This window comes from Alkalihalobacillus pseudalcaliphilus, from assembly GCF_028610675.1.
GTDB classification, from domain to species: Bacteria; Bacillota; Bacilli; order Bacillales; family Bacillaceae_D; genus Alkalihalobacillus; species Alkalihalobacillus pseudalcaliphilus.
Genome location: NZ_JAQQWS010000002.1, coordinates 145,215 through 165,450, shown reverse-complemented (window position 1 = coordinate 165,450; position 20,236 = coordinate 145,215). Strand labels below are relative to the sequence as shown.

Annotated in this window: 19 protein-coding genes and 1 riboswitch; of the genes, 12 read left to right on the top strand and 7 right to left on the bottom strand. The window is 38.3% G+C overall.

Features of this window, described 5'->3' with window-relative positions:
- Window positions 1–53: 53 nt before the first annotated feature.
- Both PQ479_RS07475 and PQ479_RS07470 read right to left on the bottom strand, forming a co-directional pair.
- Window positions 54–1,172 carry an NADH-dependent flavin oxidoreductase gene (locus PQ479_RS07475; protein WP_047986825.1) on the bottom strand — a complete coding sequence of 373 codons (1,119 nt, stop codon included), beginning with the start codon at window positions 1,170–1,172 and terminating at the stop codon, window positions 54–56.
- A gap of 70 nt (window positions 1,173–1,242) precedes the next feature.
- Window positions 1,243–2,097, bottom strand: a complete 855-nt coding sequence (locus PQ479_RS07470; protein ID WP_053070263.1) for a Cof-type HAD-IIB family hydrolase — start codon at window positions 2,095–2,097, stop codon at window positions 1,243–1,245.
- 534 nt (window positions 2,098–2,631) lie between these two features.
- Here PQ479_RS07470 and ytvA point away from each other — a divergent pair.
- The 3 genes from ytvA to PQ479_RS07455 all read left to right on the top strand — a co-directional run bounded on the left by ytvA (window position 2,632) and on the right by PQ479_RS07455 (window position 5,608).
- On the top strand, window positions 2,632–3,426 hold the full coding sequence (ytvA, locus tag PQ479_RS07465; RefSeq protein WP_047986826.1) for a YtvA family blue-light photoreceptor: 795 nt from the start codon (window positions 2,632–2,634) through the stop codon (window positions 3,424–3,426).
- On the top strand, window positions 3,419–4,306 hold the full coding sequence (locus PQ479_RS07460) for a DMT family transporter (protein WP_047986827.1): 888 nt from the start codon (window positions 3,419–3,421) through the stop codon (window positions 4,304–4,306). Before ytvA ends, PQ479_RS07460 begins: the two co-directional genes overlap by 8 nt.
- 276 nt (window positions 4,307–4,582) lie before the next feature.
- Complete coding sequence (locus PQ479_RS07455; protein ID WP_047986828.1) at window positions 4,583–5,608, top strand: PTS sugar transporter subunit IIC; 1,026 nt, start codon at window positions 4,583–4,585, stop codon at window positions 5,606–5,608.
- Window positions 5,609–5,942: 334 nt separating this feature from the next.
- Here the strand turns inward: PQ479_RS07455 and PQ479_RS07450 are convergent, their stop codons facing one another.
- Window positions 5,943–6,716: an AraC family transcriptional regulator gene (locus PQ479_RS07450; protein ID WP_047986829.1), complete on the bottom strand. Its 774-nt coding sequence runs from the start codon at window positions 6,714–6,716 to the stop codon at window positions 5,943–5,945.
- 166 nt (window positions 6,717–6,882) lie between these two features.
- Here PQ479_RS07450 and PQ479_RS07445 point away from each other — a divergent pair, with 166 nt between their 5' ends.
- The 6 genes from PQ479_RS07445 (at window position 6,883) to PQ479_RS07420 (ending at window position 11,982) form a co-directional block, all read left to right on the top strand.
- On the top strand, window positions 6,883–7,629 hold the full coding sequence (locus PQ479_RS07445; RefSeq protein WP_047986830.1) for a sugar phosphate isomerase/epimerase family protein: 747 nt from the start codon (window positions 6,883–6,885) through the stop codon (window positions 7,627–7,629).
- A gap of 11 nt (window positions 7,630–7,640) precedes the next feature.
- Window positions 7,641–8,360, top strand: coding sequence for a ThuA domain-containing protein (locus PQ479_RS07440; RefSeq protein WP_047986831.1), 720 nt, complete (start codon window positions 7,641–7,643; stop codon window positions 8,358–8,360).
- Window positions 8,361–8,385: 25 nt separating this feature from the next.
- Window positions 8,386–9,414 carry a Gfo/Idh/MocA family protein gene (locus PQ479_RS07435; protein WP_047986832.1) on the top strand — a complete coding sequence of 343 codons (1,029 nt, stop codon included), beginning with the start codon at window positions 8,386–8,388 and terminating at the stop codon, window positions 9,412–9,414.
- Between the two features lie 21 nt (window positions 9,415–9,435).
- Window positions 9,436–10,473, top strand: a complete 1,038-nt coding sequence (locus PQ479_RS07430) for a Gfo/Idh/MocA family protein (protein WP_047986833.1) — start codon at window positions 9,436–9,438, stop codon at window positions 10,471–10,473.
- A gap of 15 nt (window positions 10,474–10,488) precedes the next feature.
- The gene (locus PQ479_RS07425) at window positions 10,489–11,457 is read left to right on the top strand and encodes a sugar phosphate isomerase/epimerase family protein (RefSeq protein WP_047986834.1); all 969 of its coding nucleotides are present in this window, start codon (window positions 10,489–10,491) and stop codon (window positions 11,455–11,457) included.
- Window positions 11,458–11,712: 255 nt separating this feature from the next.
- Window positions 11,713–11,982, top strand: coding sequence for a hypothetical protein (locus PQ479_RS07420; RefSeq protein ID WP_047986835.1), 270 nt, complete (start codon window positions 11,713–11,715; stop codon window positions 11,980–11,982).
- A gap of 295 nt (window positions 11,983–12,277) precedes the next feature.
- Here the strand turns inward: PQ479_RS07420 and PQ479_RS07415 are convergent, their stop codons facing one another.
- Complete coding sequence (locus PQ479_RS07415; RefSeq protein ID WP_047986836.1) at window positions 12,278–13,135, bottom strand: bifunctional 5,10-methylenetetrahydrofolate dehydrogenase/5,10-methenyltetrahydrofolate cyclohydrolase; 858 nt, start codon at window positions 13,133–13,135, stop codon at window positions 12,278–12,280.
- Between the two features lie 66 nt (window positions 13,136–13,201).
- Window positions 13,202–13,288, bottom strand: a riboswitch (ZMP/ZTP riboswitch).
- 172 nt (window positions 13,289–13,460) lie between these two features.
- On the opposite strand from PQ479_RS07415, the gene PQ479_RS07410 reads away from it, so the two are divergent.
- Window positions 13,461–13,742 carry a hypothetical protein gene (locus tag PQ479_RS07410; RefSeq protein ID WP_273716893.1) on the top strand — a complete coding sequence of 94 codons (282 nt, stop codon included), beginning with the start codon at window positions 13,461–13,463 and terminating at the stop codon, window positions 13,740–13,742.
- Window positions 13,743–14,276: 534 nt separating this feature from the next.
- A complete protein-coding gene (locus PQ479_RS07405) occupies window positions 14,277–14,924 on the top strand; it encodes a spermidine synthase (RefSeq protein WP_047986838.1) in 648 nt (215 codons plus the stop codon).
- Window positions 14,925–14,972: 48 nt separating this feature from the next.
- Here the strand turns inward: PQ479_RS07405 and PQ479_RS07400 are convergent, their stop codons facing one another.
- The 3 genes from PQ479_RS07400 to PQ479_RS07390 form a co-directional block, all read right to left on the bottom strand.
- Entirely contained in the window at window positions 14,973–15,311 is a 339-nt protein-coding gene (locus PQ479_RS07400; RefSeq protein WP_047986839.1) for a zinc ribbon domain-containing protein YjdM, read from the bottom strand.
- Window positions 15,312–15,665: 354 nt separating this feature from the next.
- Window positions 15,666–17,189: a solute symporter family protein gene (locus tag PQ479_RS07395; protein WP_047987049.1), complete on the bottom strand. Its 1,524-nt coding sequence runs from the start codon at window positions 17,187–17,189 to the stop codon at window positions 15,666–15,668.
- Window positions 17,190–17,219: 30 nt separating this feature from the next.
- A complete protein-coding gene (locus PQ479_RS07390) occupies window positions 17,220–17,549 on the bottom strand; it encodes a DUF485 domain-containing protein (protein ID WP_083991125.1) in 330 nt (109 codons plus the stop codon).
- A 707-nt stretch (window positions 17,550–18,256) separates the two neighbouring features.
- Here PQ479_RS07390 and PQ479_RS07385 point away from each other — a divergent pair.
- A complete protein-coding gene (locus tag PQ479_RS07385) occupies window positions 18,257–19,987 on the top strand; it encodes a BCCT family transporter (RefSeq protein ID WP_420535542.1) in 1,731 nt (576 codons plus the stop codon).
- Window positions 19,988–20,236: the final 249 nt, after the last annotated feature.

The following is a 20,236-nucleotide window of genomic DNA, read 5'->3' as shown; positions in this document are numbered from 1 at the left end:
ATGGTCTATGTTGAACCGCCACGTTTCTTTTATTAATAGCGATGGATAGGTGTTTATTTCTCGACAGGTACCCAGCCTTCTCGTTTCATGATGATATTCCAGAGATTGTTTGGTAACAGATACTTATCTTTTTCAGCTACTTTTAAAGCATATTCAATCGAATCAGACTGGCCATTTTGAACTTTATCAGCCCATCTTGGTTCAATAAGTAGTTCGCGTCCTAATGCTAAAAGAGGCATTCCCTGCTCACGTACTTTGATTGCTTGATCTGGGGTATTAATTTGACCGACTACCATAAAAGGGACTCTTCCATTAATATGCTCATTGATTAGTTCAATTCGTGTTTTTGTTGTATCCGCATCGCGATGTGGATAGGATTGAACATCACCTAAAGATACGTGTAAATAATCGAGACCACACTCAGCTAATACATCCACGAGGTAGAATGTATCAGCCATTGTTAACCCTGGAGTGGAGGGTTCTTCTGGAGAGAAGCGATAACCTAAGATAAATGGGCGATTCGCATATTTTTTGATGGCCTCTTGACACGCTTTTAATACAGCAAGTGGAAATCTCATCCTGTTTTCACGTGAGCCTCCCCATTTGTCTGTTCGGCTATTTGTAAAAGGAGAGTAAAATTGTTGGATGAGATACGTATTCGCCCCGTGGATTTCTATGCCATCAAAACCAGCTTCGATCGCACGTCTTGTAGCTTCCCCGAATGCAGTAATAATCTCATCTATTTCAATACTCGTTAATTCACGAGCGATTTTAGTTCCATTCTCATAAAAATCGGATGCACAGAGCACGTCGCCATTCGGTACTAATTCGGGAGGGCATTGTCTGCCACCATGATGAATTTGTACAATGGCTTTCGCGCCTTCTGCTTGAATCGTTTTTGCCCATTTCGTTAAACCCGGTAATAAGTCATCACTGAAAATCCCAGGTTGCCCAACAAAAGCTTTACCATTAGGTATGACATTTGCACAAGCTGTGATGACTATACTGAGGTCTTTGGATCGTTCTTTTATATAAACCAATTCTTCGTCTGAAATAGTTCCATCATCATTGGAAGAGTAATGGGTCATAGGTGCTAAGGCAAGCCGATTTTTCAATTCAACTCCATTTGGTAATGTATAAGGTTCAAATAAAGACTCATAAGCTGTACTCATAAAAGATCACCCTTCTCACTTTTTTTTACTTTAGCAAAGGACAAAAAAGGTCGCAAATGTTTTGCTTCTTTTAAATCAGACCGTGTTTTTGGAAGCTAAGGTAAACACCATCTTCATCAATTGCTGCCGTTACTTCATCAGCAACCGCTTTTAGTTCTTCTTTGGCATTTCCCATAGCAATACCTATCTCGCAAAACTGGAGCATTTCCAAATCGTTGATTCCATCACCAATGGCAAGCGTTTGTTCTCGCGGTAATTGAAGATGCTTGAGCACAGCTTCAATTCCTGCTGCTTTGTGAATGCCAATTCCCGAAATTTCACCTCCCTCAGCCCCAAATTTATGAAAGCTAGTTGGAACTACGGTTAATTTTTTCTCAAATAAAGGGGCAATCTCTTTGTAAGGAATTGTCGGATGCCCCATAAAACAAATTTTATTAATATCATGCCGATGTAATTGTTCAACAGGAACAAAACTAGTAATTTGCATAAGCTGATAAATCGGATGTTCTTTTTCGTCGGTAAACTCGTTATTTTGAATATCTTCCTTTATAATGGATAGATAATGTTGCTTTAAGGATTCAGTTCCATACATACCATCATTGGACTCAAGCATAAATTCAATATCTCTTGATGTGAAATAATCAACCAGTTCTTTGATTTCCACGGCGGTTAAAGTCTTTCTAAAAAGGAGTTCGTTATTAACTTCTGCAAAGACCCCAGCACCTCCGATGATGCCATCAAAACCAATATCCAGAATATTGGCATACAAAGCAGCTTTTGAACGACCTGTACATAAGAAGACGAGGTGCCCATTTTTTCTTGCTTGTTGACATGCTTGTACTGTAGATGGAGGAACGGTTCCATTTTCTAATAAAATTGTTCCGTCAACATCTAAGAAAACGATTTTTGTATTAATACAAAACACTCCTTTTATGTAATAAATCCAAATTTATTATACAATAAATGAGGATTGATTAATAAGAAGAAGGCTTATAACCAATAATAAAAGGCATCACAGTCCAGTTACCAAAGCGGACAAGCCACCCGAAAACGACAACAAGATGTAGCCACAGAACTAAGGTCTGTTAACTACAAGGCACAACCTATCGTCCACAAACAACTTTCATATAAAACCCACCTGGCGAAGCGGATTCACTTCGCCACCAACAAAGAGTAAAGTTGGGTTTAGCTTTATCTGGTGACTTTTCATTCACTTTGTTCTTTTTCTTATTCTTTTTAATATTTGTTGTAAGAATGTTTTTTGGACTTGAGAATGAGCAGTAACCCAGCGGACAAAAATGCGGAGATTCCCGTGGGACGTAGTGGCGGGCTGAAATCCACTGGCGAAGCCAGTTAGTTTAGTGCCACCCCACAGGAAGGGCAGCATGATTTTTGGTAACGGCGAGTAACGCTCTATGTTCGCACTTTCATACAAACCAGAACTAATGAGGAGGTACCTATGATTCATTTAGATGATGCTGATTTACTTAAGAAAATTATAGATTATGCGAAAACAGCTATTGTTATTACCGATCCTGCTAAAGCAGATAACCCAATTGTTTATATGAGTAAAGGTTTTTCGCTCATGACAGGTTATCAACGTCAAGAAGTAATAGGTAGAAATTGTCGATTCATGCAAGGTCCTGATACAGATCTTCAAACTGTGAAGAAAATCAAAGATGCTATTACTAATCAGACCTCTTTTTCTGCTGAAATCTTAAACTATAAAAAAGACGGCACCCCATTTTGGAACCAATTAACGATAGATCCCGTTTATTTTGAAAAAGAAAAGCGATTTTTCTTTATTGGAATGCAAAAAGATATAACGGAACAAAAGAAAACGGAACAAAAATATATGGACTCCGTTCAGTTAATAGAATCAATTTCCAACCCTATCGTCCCGTTATTTAGAGATATTGCCGTATTACCATTAGTGGGGGAAACGAACCAAGAGCGATTTAATAAATTGATGGCAACGATCACAGAGTCAGTCATACATCTTCAAATAGAAACACTAATTATCGATTTATCTGGCTTAGATTTCTATAATGAACTAGTATTGGAAGAATTAATTCGACTTAAAGAAGTACTTAATCTAGTAGGAACAGAAATGGTCATCTGTGGGATGAGTCCTAAGCTGGCACTAAGCTCAGCAGGTATGACAAAAGGCTCTTTTAACACGATTAAAAGGGAAAAATCGGTGAAAAGCTATCTAAGCAAATATCTCGAGCAACTAGAAAAAATAGATGGATAAACGATTAGCTTATTTATCGATCGCAGTAGGAGCGGCGCTGTGGGGACTAATCGGTGTATTTGTCCACCATTTATATGATGCAGGCTTTACACCCGTCCAGGTCGTAGCTATTCGAACCGGGACGGCTATGTTTTTTATGCTTATCTACTTATCCCTTTTTTCGAAGCACCGTCCAGCATTGCGTATCAAAATGCGAGATAGTCATTATTTTATTGGTACGGGTGTTATTAGTATTGTTCTGTTTAACCTTTGCTTATTTTATGCGATGCAAGTGACATCGATCTCCATCGCAACGATTTTATTATATACGGCACCGGCCTTTGTGACGCTCTTTTCAAGAGTTCTTTTCAAAGAAAAACTAACAACGCGAAAACTACTAGCCTTATTTATGACCTTACTAGGTTGCTCCCTTGTTATCGGTATATTTCCTAGTAGCGGAGCAGCGGTATCATTTTATGGCATATTACTAGGCATAGGGTCTGGATTCTTTTATGCCATGTATAGTATTTTCGGTAAATTTGCTCTAGCCAAATACTCACCTTTAACAGTTACCTTCTATACCTTTGTTTTTGCGGCTATGGCTATTATTCCTTTTAGTGGGATATGGGAAATGACAGATGAATTTCGGCAAGGCTATGTTTGGTTACTTGTATTAGGAATCGGTTTTTTCTCGACGATGCTTGCTTTTATTCTTTATACGAAGGGACTACAATATGTAGAATCTAGTAAAGCATCCATTATTGCAACTGTTGAACCTGTGGTAGCGGCTTTTATGAGTTTTCTATTATTCTCAGAGCGTTTAAATCTGTGGCAATATACGGGCATGATTTTGGTGATTATTGCGGTGATAGTTGTACAGGGTAAAAAACGAGATTGCTAGAAAGTCAGTATCCAGTATACAAAGTATAGTTAACTGGCTCTCTTTTGTTTTAAATTGATAGAAATATTGACTTTTTCTGAATATAATTATATTATAATAGGAATTTAATAAGAGTTTGCGAGATTAAAAGGGCGATAAGCCTTTTTTCTACATGTAAACACTTTATTCATTTACAGCGTTTTAGTGATGTGTGATAAAAAGGCTTGGATAGAGTAGTTAAACAACGTTACGCTCTTCCTTATTAAACAGCAAGTACTGACAGAAAAGGTGGAAGAGATGAAACAAAGTACAAAGCAATATTTAATCGATCGAATGTATAAGGCATCGGCAGGTCTGGCTAATGCCGTATTAGTGACACTAGGAATAGGTTTGCTTATTGAATCAATTGGTATCTTTACAAGTATTGAAGCACTTGTAACAATTGGTAAAACAGCACAGCTAATGTTAGCTCCAGCATTTGGGGCAGGAATTGCTTATCAATTAGGAGGCAATACGCTCGTCATTTTTAGTGCGATGGCGGCAAGTACGGTTGGAGGAAATGCTTTACAGTTTACAGATGTGGGAGCTGTTCTAGTTACCGGGCAACCATTAAGTGCTGTTCTAGCTGCTCTTATAGCTATCTGGGTTGGGAAGAGAGTTCAAGGGAAAACAAAGCTTGATATGTTAGCCATTCCATTTTGTGCGATCAGTATCGGTGGTGTTACTGGTTATTTGTTAGCGTTAGTCACGACGCCGTTATTGGAAATGATTAGTGCTTATATTGCTTCTTCGGTAGAGGGCTCACCATTAATCGGACCGGTTGTTATTGCACTCGTTTGGAGTATTTTCTTAATGTCGCCTGCATCATCCGCTGCTATTGCATTAGCCTTACAGCTCGACCCCATCTCAAGTGCAGCGGCATTAATTGGGTGTACGGTTCAGTTTGTTGGTTTTACCGTCATGTCATTTAAGCAAAATGATTGGGGAGCAAATATTGCTCAGGGCCTCTTAACCCCGAAAGTGCAGTTTCCAAACGTGGTGAAAAATCCAAGAGTATTAATACCGCCTTTTATATCGGCAATGATATGTGCACCGATAGCTACACTCCTTTTTCATTTAGAAGCACCATATGAAATTGCTGGTCTTGGACTAAATTCACTTATAGCACCCTTAAATCTGTTAGCTAATCAAGGGTACTACCCATTTTTAGTTTATATAGGTGTAGGCATCCTTTTACCAGCTTGTATAACTATACTAATATACAGATTCTTACGTCAGATCAACTGGATAAAGAAAGAGGATCTAATCTTAAAAGTACAATAACTTTATTTAAAGTAACGAAAACACAAAAGGGAAGAAGAAAGAAGCCCGAGCAAACGCCGAACCACGGGGTTGCTGGTCGGAAAAAGAGGTAGAAAGTCCGAGCAAAAGCGTAATCGCGGGGTTGCTGGTCGGAAAAAGAGGTAGAAAGTCCGAGAACAGCAATCATTTTATATAAAGCCTTCATGGCGGGCTGAGATCCACTGGCTGTGCCAATTAGCTCAGCGCCACCCCGCAGGACGCGGAGCATAATTTCCGGTAGCGACGAGCAACGCACCATGTTCGCACCAACTTTCATAAAAAAGAGACCAAGCAACCCTTAGGCTGCTTGGTCTCTTTAGTGTTCGCGGTATTCACCGGGTGCGATGCCATACTTCCGTTTAAAAACACGATGAAAATAAGGGTAGGAGCTGAAGCCGCACTTTTCAGCAATGCTTTCCAAAGTCATCGACGTGTATTTCATTTGATCAACAGCAGCTGATAATCGAATCTCTTGTGCGTATTCAATCATCGTTTTTCCGGTCGTTTCTTTAAAAAGGTGAACAGCACGAGAAACACTTAATCCTGTCTCCGTAGCTACCTCTTCGACTTTGAACCCAATTGTTGCATGTTCTTCGATAAATCTAAGCATCCTTGTTACCGAAAAAGGTCGGTTTAAGCTCGCTTCATTTTCATTAACAGCGCGCTCCAAAGTGAGGCATAATGCTTTCACTAGGTGGATCGAAAGCTCTTTATTCTCTTCAGTTAATGGCCGTCTTTTTTCTAAAGTAAGATGCCGCCATAATGCTAAAATTCGTTCGTCTAAATATATATTTGATACAGTAGGTTTGAATGAACCTTGCCACCAATTCTCGATCCAATCACCATCAACAGATAAATGATAATCACCGCTATCTTGATTTTCCTCAATTTTTAGCTCATATGTATCACCTGGTTGTGCTAGTAACAAATCGCCTTTTTTGAATAAGAGAACTTCTCCATTTAATGTTATTTTACTCGTGCCTTCCGTTTGAAGTCGAAATAAATAACGTGTGAGAGGAGCGGTGTCTTGAGAATGATAGCCTTTTGTATGATAGGAAAAGCCGCAAAAACGAATATGTGTATCTTCCATTACTTTTACACCTCTATGAATTAATAGCAAAATAGTGCATGTTTCCATTATATTATCTATTTTTAAAATTAGCTAGATCACGTAGGATAAAAACAGTAGTGAAAAAAGGATTTAAAATGAATGTAAGCGATTAAATGAAAAGCTTAATGATAAGGAGGTATGGAAAATGAATATCCCGATATCAATACAATTGTATACATTACGTAATCAATTGGAGAATGATTTTAAGGGTGTTTTGGAAGAAGTAGCTCGTTTAGGATTTGATGGGGTGGAGCTTGCTGGATATAGTGGGTTAACCGTAGAGGAAGTGAAATCGATTTTAGATGAGTTAAATTTGCAAGTTTCCTCAAGCCATATACCGTTAGAGCGTTTCAAAAATGAACTTGAACAAGTTATTGCTGAGCATAAATTACTTGGATGCACACATCTTATTGTCCCTTTCCTGATGCCTGAAGAACGTAGTGAAGAAGGCTATCAGCAGCTTATTTTGTTATTAAAAGAAGTGAAGCAAGTTTGTGAAAGAGAAGGCATGACGCTTTGTTATCATAATCATGACTTTGAGTTTGAAAAAATCGCTGATGGCCGTTATGCCTTACAGGCTATTTTAGAAGAAACAGGTGTGGAGGCGGAATTTGATATATACTGGATAACAAAAGCAGGTGAACGTCCTGTTGATTGGTTGCAACGTTATCAAGATAGAGTTTCTCTCGTTCACTTAAAAGATATGACCGTAGACGAAGAACAATTTTTTGCAGAGCTTGGGACAGGTGGAGTTGATATTAAATCTGTCTTACAAGTTGGTGAGGAGATTGGTGTGAAATGGTGGGTTGTTGAGCAAGATGAGAGTAAAATAGACCCGTTAGAAAGCATCAAAATTAGTATGGATTATTTGAAAAAAATAGGAGTTAAATAGGAGAGATAAAAATGGTAAACGTAACAATTTGGAATGAATTTAGACATGAAAAACAACATGATGCGGTAAAGGAAGTTTATCCTGATGGGATACACCACACGATTGCTAGCTTCTTACAAGATGATTTTGAAGTGAAAACGGCAACATTAGATGAGCCAGAGCATGGCTTAACAGACGAAGTATTAGAGTCAACGGATGTTCTAATTTGGTGGGGACATATGGCACATGAAGAAGTGAAAGATGAGGTTGTCGAGAAAGTGAAAAAGCGTGTGCTTGAGGGAATGGGCTTAATCGTTCTTCATTCAGGACATTTCTCAAAAATATTTAAAACCTTAATGGGGACTTCGTGTGATTTAAAATGGCGTGAAGCAGATGAAAAAGAGCGCATCTGGGTTGTTAACCCAAGCCATCCAATTGTAGAAGGAATTGGAGAATATATCGAGCTAGAGAAAGAGGAAATGTATGGAGAACACTTTGATATTCCTACTCCTGATGAACTTGTTCTTGTGAGCTGGTTTGAAGGTGGAGAAGTATTTAGAAGTGGTTGTACGTATAGCCGAGGTAACGGTAAGATTTTTTACTTCCGCCCTGGACATGAGACATATCCGACTTATTATAATGAAAGCATTCAGCGTGTCATTAAAAATGGCGTGAAGTGGGCAGCACCAACAAAGCGTGAGTACCCTGTTTATGGTAATGCCAAGCCACTAGAAGAAATTAAATCTAAGTAATTGTAGATCTGAGGAGGAGAACATTTTGACTCAATTAAAAGTAGCTGTTATTGGATGTGGAAGTATTGCTAAACATCGTCATATACCTGAATATCTGGCTCATCCTGAAATAGAGCTGGTCGCTGTATGTGATATTAATGAAACAAGAGCAAAGGAAATGGCACAAGAGCACGGTATTCCGACATACTACACCGATTATCAAGATTTATTGCAGGACCTTGAAGTGGAAGCAGTGAGCGTTTGTACACCAAACTATTTACATGCACCTATGTCTATTGATGCTTTAAAAGCAGGCAAGCATGTTTTATGTGAAAAGCCAATGGCTACGTCTAAAGAAGAGGCAGAAGCGATGGTTCAAGCAGCAAAAGAGTCAGGTAAGAAGCTGATGATTGCTCACAATCAACGTTTCGTACCCTCTCACCAAAAAGCACGTCAGCTTATCGCTAGTGGTGAACTAGGCAAGATTTATAGCTTCCGAAGTGCGTTTGGTCATGGTGGACCAGAAGGCTGGAGTGTTGATGGCCGTGAAAGCTGGTTCTTTAAAAAAGAAGAAGCATTTATTGGAGCGATGGGTGATTTAGGTGTTCATAAAACAGATTTACTCCGATTTATTTTGGGAGAGGAATTTGTAGAAGTAGGTGCATTTGTAGAGACGAATGCTAAAGAAGGTGCAACTGTGGATGATACAGCTGTTTGTGTTCTGAAAACAGAAAGTGGCATCATTGGTACATTAGCAGCTAGCTGGTCTTATGTTTCAAAGGAAGATAATTCAACGATTATCTACGCCGAGAATGCGATTGTACGTTTAGAGGATGATCCTGTAAGCTCTGTTATTGTCCAGTACAAAACAGGTGAAGTCGTGAAGTATGAATTAGGTGGAATTCAAACAAATGATGCGGGTGGTCAATCAAGCTCGGGTGTTGTTCACCACTTTGCGGATGCCATTATCAATGATAAAGACCCAGTCATTTCTGGTGAAGAAGGAATGAAATCCTTACAAGTAGTATTATCAGCTTTAGCTTCTAGCGATACTAAGCAAATTACGAAAATCTAAAGAAATTTACGGTGAACAATCATGAAAAAATTAAAAATGGGTATTATCGGTGCGGGTGGTATCGCTCGCGACCGACACATCCCTGCTTATTTAAACATTCCTCATTCTGTAAGTGTTGAAGCGATTTGTGATATCAACCAAAATGCAGCAGAAGATACGGCTAAGCTTTTTAATATTGAACATGTTTATACCGATTATCAAGAGCTATTAAAAGTTGTGGACGCTGTAACGATTTGTACTCCGAATCGCTTTCATGCTGAGATGGCAATTAAGGCACTTGAGGCAGGCAAACATGTCTTATGTGAAAAACCAATGGCGATGAATGCCGAAGAGTGTCAAGCGATGATAGATGCTGCTAAGAAAAGTGGTGCCTTGCTTTCGGTTGGCTATCACTTCAGGTTTACTAAGGATGCAGCGGCAGCTAAAAAGGTAATCTTAGAAAATGAAATTGGGAAGCCTGTCGTTGCTAGAGTACATGCCTTAAGAAGAAGAAAAGTACCAGGCTGGGGAGTATTCACTAATAAAGAGCTACAAGGTGGCGGTAGTTTAATTGATTGGGGCTGTCATTTTCTCGATTTGTCTTTATGGCTGCTTGGGAACCCGAAACCTGTTCAAGTAATTGGCCAAACGTATAATGCCTTAAGTAAAACTCCTGAACAAGTTAATGAATGGGGAACATTCAATCATGAAACATTTGACGTCGATGATCATGTAACAGCTTATATTAAGTTTGATAATGGTGCGACTATGCTTTTTGAAACTTCTTGGTCAGCCAATATTAAAGAAGATTCTGAGGGTGTAAGTATTTCTGGTGAAACGGGTGGAATTGACTTATTCCCATTTGAACTCAATCAAAGCAAGCATGGTATGTTATTCAACAGTCAGGCGAATTGGTTGCCGGGTGTCGACGATCCAGGTTTAAATCAAGTAACTAATTTTGTCGAGGCTTGTCTTGGTCAAAGTGAGTTAATAGTAAAACCAGAGGAAGCCATGCAAGTATCTAGTATTATGGATGCGATTTACGAAAGTAGTGAAACGAATAAAGTCGTTCAATTATAAAAGGAGGGTTTTGTCATGAAATTAGGCGTATTTACCGTATTATTCTCTCAAAAGAATTTCGATGAAATGCTTGATTATGTTCGTGATGCTGGTCTAAAAGCGGTTGAAATAGGAACAGGTGGATATCCTGGAAATGCTCATTGTGATATGGATGCCTTATTAGAGGACGAAGCGTTAAGGCAAGAATACTTGGACAAGGTTCATCAGCGTGGCCTAGAAATTAGCGCTTTCAGCTGTCACGGTAATCCAATTTCGCCTGATAAAAACTTTGCCGATAAGTCCCATGAAGCATTAATCAAATCGATTCAGTTAGCAAGCTTAATGAATGTACCTGTAGTAAATTGTTTTTCTGGAACACCGGGTGATCATGAAGAAGCTAAATATCCAAACTGGCCTGTCACTCCGTGGCCTAATGAATATGGTGATGTTCTTAAATGGCAGTGGGAACAAAAGTTAATTCCTTATTGGAAAAAATGGGGTCAATATGCGAAGGATCACAATGTGAAAATTGGCCTAGAGCTTCATGGTGGATTTTTGGTTCATACACCTCACACAATGCTGAAGCTACGGGAAGAGACATGTGATGCAATAGGTGCAAACCTTGACCCAAGTCATATGTGGTGGCAAGGAATTGATCCTGTTGCTGCTATTAAAATCTTAGGTAAGGCGGGAGCGATTCATCATTTCCATGCAAAGGATACGTATATTGATCAAGATAATGTCAATATGTACGGTCTTGTGGACATGCAGCCTTATGGCGAGGTTCAAACTCGTGCGTGGACATTCCGTTCAGTCGGTTGTGGTCATAGTATTCAAGAATGGTCTGACATGATTAGTACCTTACGTACTTATGGTTATGATTATGTAGTAAGCATTGAACATGAAGACCCACTGATGTCGATTGAAGAGGGATTTGCTCGAGCAGTTAAAAACTTGCAATCGATTTTAATTACAGAAAAACCATCTGATATGTGGTGGGCATAGGTAATACCGAGGAGTCATGGGAGTGAATAAGCTTCCCATGGCTTTTTGTATGGAAATTGATGCTGAGCTAACTTCAAGGCGCAACCCATCGCCCCAAGGTAACTTTCATACAAAACCTACGCTCTTTACTTAGTTAGTTGTGGCTGATGTTGTTGGGGTTTATGATTATTTCACATGGATATTTATAATTATTAGAATTTTATGTTATTATAGAATGAATATTTAAAAAATCAAAAGATACGGAAGGTGAGCGAGTTGGAGCGTTTTGATCGAATCGGTGGCATTTTTCTAATAGCGGGCTCTTTACTGTTTGGTCTCATTCACCTTGCGATTGCGATGTATATTCCAAATGTTGAGGCAACCATTTCCTTTCAACATCTATGGGCGACTTTGTGGGCAATTCACGGCTTTGTTCCTTACATACTAAGTTTCATTTTTATGTTGCTAGGTATCTATTTTATCTTTTTTAAAGAAGGAAAAGAGTTAAATGAGCAAAAGGCCTCCATAGATAAAATCAGTCTGTAGAGAGAGGAAATACTCACCACCTATTGAACTTTCATACAAAACTCACATGACGAAGCCCCATTCACTTCGCCATCAACAAAAATCAAAGTAGTGGCGACTAATTAAACAGTTGGCCCGTTTACAACTCCATCACCATTAGGAGTCCGCACGATTAAAAAGGGAGCATTATCCTGTTAAGGTCGTCTATAGCAAGATGGATGACCAACTAACTTCAAGGCACAACCTATCGCCACTAAGTACACTTTCATACAAAAAACAAGCCGTTGACATTTAAACATGACAACGGCTTTTATAATTAGGCAATTTGATTCATAGTATTTAGTTTTTCCTCAGCAGCAATCACGGTTTGTTTAAGCAACATCGTAATCGTAACAGGACCAACGCCACCAGGAACAGGTGTAATTGCACTTGCTTTTTGGTAGCATGAATCAAAATCTACATCTCCTACATTACCTTTGTTATATCCGGCATCAAGGACAATAACGCCTTCTTTTAACCATTCTCCCTTAATGAAGTTTGGTTTGCCCACGGCCGCAATAACGATATCTGCTTGCTTTAAAATACTAGGTAAATTTTCTGTGTACGAATGGCAAGTAGTCACCGTTGCATCCTCGTTCAACAGCATTGCTGAAACAGGCTTTCCTAATATCGGACTTCTTCCAACAACGACCGCAAATTTCCCTGATACTTTGATTTGATAGTGGTGAATCATTTCCATGATAGCGGCAGGTGTACAAGAAGGAAATTTCCCAAAACCTAATGCGGTTTGCCCGTATCCAGCACTCGTTACGCCATCTACATCTTTTTCTAGAGAAATGGTCTCGAAAGCTAACCTTTCGTCAATATGTTCAGGTACAGGATGCTGTAATAATATGCCGTGTACATTTGTATCATCATTTAAACGTTGAATTTGTTCCAAAAGCTCTTCTGTTGTCGTTTGTTCAGGGAGGTGTATACGAATTGATTTCATTCCAATTTTTTCACAAGCATTACCTTTCATCTTTACGTATGTCTCAGATGAAGAGTTATCCCCAACTAATATTGTTGCCAAGCAAGGTGTAATGCCTTGTTCCTTTAATTTGAATACGCGATTCTTTAAGTCATCACGAATTTCCTTTGAAACGACATGCCCGTCTAATAGTTGCTTTTCCACAGTCAATTCCTCCTTTGGAATAAAAAAAGAGATAAGAAAAATAGCTAACAACATGTAGCTCATTCTTACCCCTGCCCAGACGACCCGACTATAGTATGAGAACGCAGCTCCCTTGTGGTTATTTCCACTTTGTCGTCAGTTACTGTGTCCATCCGATCCTTTTCTCATGAAAAGAATAGCATATTTAGTGAAAAAGTCAATATATAACTTGAAAATAAAGAAAATTATCAAATTATTGACCAATTCACGAACGATGTTAGGGGACATATGATGAATAATAAGTATTTTTGATGGGTGTTTGTCATTAGAAAAGGAGGGACTGTCAATGTTTGTGAGGTTTCGTTCCTTTATATTATCACTTAGTTTAATTATCGTTGTTGTCATCTTAAATATGCCTACTACAGGAGAGGCGATTGGAGAAAGGCTCGTATCTTCCTTTTTATTAACATCGTCCCCATGGGTTCTGCCAGTGTTTTCGACGCTCTTATTACTATCTGCACTCCTATTATTAGTAGCTTCGCTTAAAAAATACCATGGAAGAGTTGTCATTATCACGTTGATTTTTTTAGCCTTTGTACCACCTCTTATCAGCTATCTATTCTACTAGGCAAAGTAAGCTCAATGTCATCCGTGGCATTGGGCTATTTGCATGCTAATAAAAGGCTGCTGAATAATCGAGGGCTTTGTAAGAGGTCTATAGCCCTAACATATCATGAATCAATATACCAGTCATATAATTTCAAATGATTCTGAAATTTTGGTATGATCAATGTATCTTTTATGTAGGAAGAGAAGGACATGGCTGCAAAAGTTAGAATCGGCACATCTGAGTTATATGTAAATCGAATCGGTATAAGGACCAATGCCGTCTGAGGCCATAATATTTATCCGGTCCGTCACATTGCTGAAGAAAAGGGTGTCGAAGTAGCTCATGTTTTTTTGGCTTGGTATTTTTAAAGCAGGAACCCATTGATGTCGTTATACCAGGGGCAAAGCAGGTTGAACAAGTTGTTGATCATTTGAAAGCTGTAGAAGTTCAATTAACAAAAGATGAAATAACAAGATTGATCAGGTGTTCCAATTGAGATGACTTGTTCTGAATCATTGTTAATCTTGCACATTCGAAAAGGGGGAATTACACATGTATCAGCCACCAAAAGTGATTGAGAGATGTACAAGTTCGCGTGGTGAATTGCAACTGCAACAAAGAGATGAACACTTTGAAATTATTTATAATGGTACATTTTTAATGGCGACCTATAACGGTGAATCTGAGCGAGTTTTAGTACAAGCCATTACAGAAAAATTAATGAAGCCGTCGAAGTTACTTATTGGTGGTTTAGGGGTTGGGTTTTCATTAGAGGAAGCTTTAAAAAGTGACCAAGTAATACGTGTTGATGTATTAGAAATTGAAAAAGCGATTATTGATTGGAACGAACGATATTTAAAGAAGATGAATAAAGCGGCTCTACAAGACCCGCGCACGAATATCATTCATGCCGATCTAATTGAACATATAATTAAGACGGATGAAAAATACGATGGGGTTTGTCTCGATATCGATAATGGACCTGATTGGACGGTAGTGGAAATGAATGATGGGTTGTACTCAACTAAAGGAATTTTGGCCCTGAAACGAATCATAGCAAAGGGTGGTTATTTAAGTTTTTGGAGTGCAACAAAGTCCTCTCATTTTGTCGACAAATTAAAAGGGCACTTTAAACATGTGGAAGTCTATGCAATCGAACAACCAAAAGGTGAACCAGATTTTGTTTATGTATGTTATTGAAAAGAACGGAAGAGTAGAGGTCGTTTCTATTCTTCCGTTTTTCAATACCTATACCTTTTTTACAAATTGGGATTTTAATTTCATTGCACCAAAACCATCAATTTTGCAGTCGATATCATGGTCGCCGTCAACGAGACGAATATTTTTAACCTTCGTGCCAATTTTAACAACTGAAGAAGTACCTTTGACTTTTAGATCCTTGATGACGGAGACAGTATCTCCATCTTGAAGGAGATTTCCGTTACTATCTTTGATGATTTTTTCGGCTACATCATCAGATTCTTCCTCCTGTGACCATTCATTTCCACACTCAGGGCATACATACATAACGCCATCTTCATATGTATATTCAGAATGGCATTTAGGACAATTAGGTAAATCATTCATAACAATTCCCACCTTAATTTCTTCAAGATACGTTTAACTATACTAAAAGAAGTAAAGAAAACAAAGGGATCACAGCTAGAACAAACAAGAAAGTTGAATATTGTTATGAACTTGGTAGCTCTTCATTCACTTTGTTTTGTTGTTAAAAATGGATGTTATTAGTACTTGAGAATGAGAAGTCCCCAGGGCGAGTCATGTGGAGACTAATGTGGGACGTAGTGGCGAAAGCTTGAGAGCGGCTGGCTGCACCGAAAGGTTAACTTATCTCGAGAAATGTGCACCACCCATGTAACTTTCATACAAAAGACCGCCCAATAAAACTGGGCAGTCTTATAGTTTCCGCTAATTATTTACTTATTTTACACCTGTGTTAGCTCTTACTAAAACTTCTGCATATTTCTTCGGCTCACGTTTATTTGAAATACGAGCACCAATGTAAGCACCAAGGAAACCTGCAGGAATAGATATAATAGCAGGGTTTGTTAATGGGAAGATAGCTTCACCAACAAACATCGCTGAACCGTCAGGAGCAATGACGTTTGGACTTAAAATTACTAAGACTAAAGCCGTAAGTAAACCAGCTAACATCCCAGTTACAGCACCAGCTGTATTAAAGTCTTTCCAATAAATCGTGTAAATAATGACGGGTAAGTTTGCACTTGCCGCCACACAGAATGCAAGCGATACAAGGAAAGCCACATTCATATTTTGAGCAAAAAGAGCTATAACAATAGACAAACCAGATACTGCGATAGAAGCGTAACGAGCAGCAAGCATTTGTTGTTTTTCACTTGCTTGCCCTTTTTTGATAATTTGACCGTATACATCATGGGCAAAAGCAGAGGCTCCAGATAATACTAGACCAGCAACAACTGCCAAAATGGTAGCGAAGGCTACGGCAGCTACAAAGGACATTAATAAGTCGCCACCAAGTGCATCGGCAAGTAACGGTGCGGCCATATTACCTGCAGGGTTCGCTGCGATAATCGTTTCAGAACCAACAAAAGCGGCAGCTCCGAATCCTAAGAAAATCGTTAAAACATAAAAGATACCAACAACCCAAGTTGCAACAACAACAGAGCTACGAGCTGTTTTTGCATCTCGAACAGTAAAGAAACGCATGAGAATATGTGGAAGACCTGCCGTACCAAGAACAAGAGCGGCCATCATTGAAATCGTATCAATGCCATTTGTATAACGAACACCGGCATTAAGGAATCCTTCACCCGCTGATGAAACCGTTTTCATTTCATCGAACATAGTTAAAATATTGAAGTTAAATTGCAATAAAACAAGAAAGGAAATAACCACAGTACCAAGCATCAGTAGAACTGCTTTGATAATTTGTACCCAACTAGTTGCGGTCATGCCACCGAAAAGGACGTAAATGGTCATCATAACCCCTACTAAAAGTACAGCTACCCAATAATCAATACCTAATAATAATTGGATTAGAGCTCCTGCACCAACAAGCTGTGCAATCATATAAAAAATAACAATCGTAATCGTACTTAGTGCAGCAACACCACGAACTTTCTTTTGATTAAAACGAGCTGTAATCATATCGGCAATCGTGTATTTACCTAAGTTCCTTAATGGTTCGGCAACGATGTAAAGAACAACAAGATAAGCGACTAAATATCCAATTGAAAAGAAGAATCCGTCAAAGCCAAACAAGGCAATGGCTCCAGCGATACCTAGAAACGAGGCGGCTGATAAATAATCCCCAGCGATAGCTAAGCCGTTTTGCCAACCAGTTAACCCACCACCAGCTGTATAAAATTCACTTGCCGTATTCGTTCGTTTTGCTGCGTAGTATGTAATGACGAGAGTACCAGCAACGATTGCAACAAAAAGGGTTAGACCAATCATACTCATATTTTCTAAGTCCATAGTATCTGAGTCTCCTTATTTATCATGATTTTCAATTATGTCATCTGCCATCTCATCAAACTTTGTTGCTTTACGCACATACATCATACATAAAGTCCACGTCATAATGAATTGTGCGAACGCATACACCCAAGTCCAAGTAATAGAACCGATAGCAGGTGTTTCTAAAATCGTTGTAAATGATGTTAAGATTGGTAAGCTAAAATAGAATACTAAGAAGAAAATAACAGTGGGAACAAGAAATCTTTTTTTCGCATTCATTAACCCTTTGAAATCTTCACGCTTCGTAATTTTCTCATAATTATACGTCTTCCGTTTTTGCGAAGCTTTTGCTAAATTATCCACTAAAACACCACCTTCATTAAAATTATAATTAAATTCTAATAAATCAGAAAACAATAATCAATAAAAATGTGACATTTTAGTTAAAATTACTTTTCGACACTCTTTGACAACGCTTTCATGATTGACATTTTAATATAATTATGTGTAAGGCAGTAAATATAAAGATATGAGTAATAAAGCTTATATGAAGGAATCCGGATTTTTATCTTAGTATAATTTTCTATTAAAGAATTTGGATGATGGAATAATGGGAAATGTTGAAAATATAAAAAGACATTAAGCGATCTAGCTCGTTAATTGGTGCTTTACTGGACACAAACTGTTACCTAATAGTTATAAGGGTTATGTTATATCTATAATCTGGTTCTTTGAAAGGACTAACCAAAATATGAGTGAAAATGTTTATTTTTGATTGAGAAAGGTTATATATCTTTAGATGTTATGTTATAATTGATGCTTTGTTTCTGGGGTGATTTTACAACTGTGTAAGATGATTGATGAGTAGAGAGATTTGCAGTTTGAATACATAAAGAAATAATTGAAAGTAATTTAGAATACCTCGAAAGCACGATTAATTTAGAACCTCTCCTTCCAATTCCCTAATTTTTTTCATGAATTATTTATTTTAAGTAAAAACTATAGCAAATGAAAAAGGAGTATATTCTATGGACAAACATGATCAAGAACCAACTAGTATTGAGGAAGATATGAATAAGGTTGGACCTGTATTTTATTGGACATTAGGAATTTTAAGTATTTTAATATTAACTGGTATTATTAGACCGGACTTTTTAGAGTCAGTCACCTCAACGGCACAGGGATTTATTTCTGATACATTTGGCTGGTATTATCTAATTGTCGTAACGATTTTTTTAATTGTATGTATAATGTTTGTTGTGACGCCTTATGGAAAAATACGTTTAGGGAAGGATGAAGACCGTCCTGAATATTCATTCCCTGTCTGGATTGCTTTCTTATTTAGTGCTGGCTTAGGTGTTGGTTTATTATTCTTTGGGGCGGCAGAGCCGATAGCTCACTTCGCTGTTAGTGCTCCAAATGCTCCTGAAGGCTCGGAACAGGCGGCTATGGATGCTTTATTATATACGTTTTTTCATTGGGGTTTACATGGCTGGGCGATATATGCCATTATTGCGATTTGTTTAGCCTATTTTAACTTTAGAAAAGATAAGTCAGGACTCATAAGTGCTACATTATCACCTTTATGGAATATGGATGGTAAGTTAGGGAAAACAATAGATGTCGTGGCGATTGTTGCTACATTGTCTGGTATAGCCACAACTTTAGGTTTTGGTGCTTTACAAATGAATGGAGGAATTTCGCTTTTAACAGGATTACCGAATAGCTTTGCCTTACAGTTAGCTATTATCGTCATTGTTACAGTCATTTTTATTATATCTTCAATGACAGGTATTGATAAAGGGATCAAAATTTTAAGTACAGTCAATATGAGCTTAGTGGGTGTTGTATTCTTATTTTTTATGATTTTTGGAGCAACGATGTTTTCGTTTAATATGTTGACTAATACGATTGGTAGTTACATTCAGAATTTACCACAATTAAGCTTTAATATTGCTCCGATGAGCGACGATAAGCGTGACTGGATTAATGCGTGGACCATTTTCTATTGGGCGTGGTGGATGGCATGGTCTCCATTTGTAGGAACATTTATTGCTAGGGTATCTAGAGGAAGAACGTTGAGAGAGTTTGTTGTCGCCGTCTTATTAGTGCCTTCAATAATGGGCTTTGTATGGTTCTCATTTATTGGTGGAACAGCGATTTCAGTTGAAAGTGCTGGTAATATTGTATCTAATTTACCGGATGAAGAAGTGTTATTTGGTGTTCTAGCGACGATGCCTTTTGGTACGATTATGTCGTATTTGACGATTTTTGTAATAGCTGTTTTCTTTATTACATCGGCAGATTCAGCAACATTTGTTTTAGCTAGTCAATCAACAGCTGGGTCGTTAAACCCTGGTAAGAGAATTAAGTTAGTATGGGGTATCTTAATGTCAGCTACGGCAGCTGTCCTACTATATAGTGGCGGATTGCAAGGGATTCAGAATACGATGATTCTAGTGGCTTTTCCATTCTCAATTATTATGGTCTTAATGGTTATAGCCCTGTTTAAATCATTGGCTCAAGAGCGATTGCGAGAAGAAGCCGCGGAGAGAAAAGAACTACGTGAATGGAAGAAGTGGCGAAAAGACCATGATAAGAAGGATAAGTTACGTAAAAAATTGGAGAAAAAAGAAAAGAGAAATAAAAAATGGAAGTCGCATGACAAAGTAGCAGACGAAAAATGGTCCGAAATTGTTGAACCTCAGCCCGATCCATCTGAAGAATCTTCTTATCAGCAACAAAAGCTGCCAGAGGACATCTTAAAGGACCAGGAGAAAAATCAAGAAAAGGACAAATAATGGTTGTTGGAGGACGATTAACCCCGTCTATCATATAAAGCCGGTGGCATAAGTAGATGTCATCGGCTTTAGTTAAATCAAAAGTCAAAATAGTACAGTACCAAACGGTTTTTTTGTCTTCTACCCCGTTCCATTTGAGGCTTCTTATTCGCGTCTTTTAATGAAGAACGAGCATGGTAACACGTTAGAAAAAGCTCAGAGGGATTTATTTTGGATGACACATTGGCGAACCGTCCGAACGAGTAGTCA